The organism is Trebonia sp. (assembly GCF_049794275.1).
GTDB lineage: Bacteria > Actinomycetota > Actinomycetes > Streptosporangiales > Streptosporangiaceae > Trebonia.
In genome coordinates this window covers 1-2,322 of record NZ_JBARCR010000079.1, presented here as the reverse complement: position 1 = coordinate 2,322, position 2,322 = coordinate 1, and the positions used below count along the sequence as shown (strand labels likewise).

1 protein-coding gene and 1 pseudogene are annotated in these 2,322 nt (G+C 68.0%); one reads left to right on the top strand and one right to left on the bottom strand.

Translation table 11 applies throughout. The annotated features are described in order from the left end of the window. Nucleotides 1-741 (bottom strand): TRAP transporter substrate-binding protein (locus tag WA805_RS02170; RefSeq protein WP_425241522.1); only part of this gene is annotated, 741 nt, incomplete at its 3' end. A 305-nt stretch (nt 742-1,046) separates the two neighbouring features. On the opposite strand from WA805_RS02170, the pseudogene WA805_RS02165 reads away from it, so the two are divergent. After that, a pseudogene (locus WA805_RS02165) lies at nt 1,047-2,322 on the top strand (hypothetical protein); the annotation flags it as partial.

The window sequence follows — 2,322 nt, the reverse complement described above, 5'->3', positions numbered from 1 at the left end:
AAGGCCAGTCGAGTGGACCGCCGCGTCTGCCGCCGCCTGAGTTACGAGCCGACGCTGGGAAGCAGAGAGCTTGGCGAGCCGACCTGAGTTGGCGAACAGGGCGACTGTCCTGGGCCACAGGTTGACGTTGGCCGTGATGTAAGGCGCAACGTGTTCCTTATTGAGCTGGTGGTAGTACACCAGGTTCAGGTCAAAGCCCTGCAGTGCACCGCTGGCGAGGGCCTGGTCTCTGGCTGTTGCGAATCCCGGGCCTGGCTTTGCCCCTAGAGCGTGAATGGCGGCTTCCTCGGTTTTCGACTGATAGGTCCCGAACGTGATGCCCCGCCAGTCGGCCAGACTCAAGATGGGCTGCCGCACCCCTACCGGCCTGCGCATTTCGTCGCCGACGACCGCCAGTCCGGTCACGTCCAGCTTGGCCAGGCCTGCCATCATCTTGGCCGGCAGCGAACTGCGGATCACCGCATTCTCCAGCGGGTAACTGTCGATGAGCATCGGGGTGCTGAGGGCCTGGAAACTCGGGACGCCGAGCGTGTCGAAGACGCTGGTCCCGGCGAAGCCGAGGTCGAAGCTCCCGGCGGCGACGTCCTTGACGACCTGCTGCTCGGCGTTCATAGCCAGGCCGCCGACCGAATAGACGACCTTGACCGACATTTGCCCGCGGGACAGATCGCTCACGCGCTGCACGAAATACTGAATTTCTGGCGTGCCGTGCAAGTTCGTACCCGCATTGAGATCGGCCATTCGCAGGACCACCGACTGGTCCGCTAGGCCCGCCTTATTGCCGAGTCCAGCCCCACTCGAGCAGGCACTAGCCAGAATTACTGTAGCCGGAATTAGCCCGATGGCCGCGATCGCGGCCCGGCTTTTCATCCACTGCACGCTCCCCACCCCACTTCTCCTCGTATGTGCATGTGAAGCTGAGGAGAACATTAGGAGCCCGGATCACCTGGCCACATCGCGGCGAGCCACATGACGTCACTGTGGCCAGCACCAATACGGGCATCACCGTTGTGGATACCCGGGCGGGCGGGTGTCATAATCACGGCGTGCCGCGTGTCTCTGCGTCGTGGGTCAGGCCGGCGCGGCTGGCCGCCGCGCCCCTCGGGCCGGCCGTCGCTGTGGGGGCGCTTCTCATTGCGGCCGGGCCCGGAATGTTCACCACCTACGCGGGCCGATCCGGGCTCGCGGCCGGGTTGATGGTCGCCGCCGGGCTGGCCCTCGTGCTGGCCGGCCTGCTGGCTTCGCAAACTTCGCGGACGGGACGCGCCGGTGATCTGGCGATGCTGGTCGGCCTCGTCTGGTTCGCGCCGGTCTGGGTCGGCTGGGAGCTCGGGCCGCCGCTGGTGCGTAGCCTCGGCATGCTCGCCGCGGGGTTCGCCTTCCCCCTGCTCTTCTACCTGGTCCTCACGTTCCCGGGCGGCCGGCCGCCGTCCTCCGGTACCCGGGCGCTGACCTGGGCGGTATACCTGGAGGCGGCCCTGGTCGCGCTCGGCCTCGCGCTTTTCCGTGACCCCTACATCGATCCCGCCTGCTGGGCCAACTGCACCGACAATGTGTTTCTCGTCCGGTCGCTCCCGGCCCTGGCGCGGGCCGTGACCGCGACGGACCGGTGGTTCACCGTAGCGGCGGCCACGACGCTGCTCGCGGTGTGCACCTGGCGGCTGCTGGCCAGGAGGGGGCGGGCCCGCGTCGCGCTCATGCCCATTGTGCTGCCCGCGATGGTATTCGCCGCGGCGACCGGGGCGCACGCGATCGCGCTGTCCCGGATGCCGCTCGAAGACCCGGGTAACCCGGCCTTCCAGCTGATATTCGACGTGCAGAATGCCGCGGTGATCCTGCTCGCCGCCGGGCTAGCCATGGGTGCCGTCATGACGGTGGTCCATCGCCGCGGCGTCGCCCGGATCGTGGCGAGCCTCGGCGAGGCGCCCGCTCCGGGTTCTCTCGAATCGGCGCTCGCGCGGGCGCTTGGTGATCCTGAGCTGCGCGTCGCCTACTGGCTCCCTGACGTCCAGAGCTATGTCGATGCGCAGGGCCGGCCGGTCGCCGAGCCTGCCGCCGCACCGGGACGCCTGGTCACGGCGCTCATGCAGCAGGACAGGCGAGTAGCGGTGGTCAGCCACGCAGCGACACTCCCCGAGCTCGAGCGGGAATTCGGCGCCGCGATCCGACTCGGCCTGGAAAATGAGCGTCTCCAGGCGGAGATACTCTTTCAGCTCAGCGAAGTCCGGGCATCGCGGGCGCGGATAGTCCAGGCCGGCGACGCGGAACGGCGCCGGCTCGAACGGAACCTTCACGATGGCGCCCAGCAGCGGATCCTGGCTC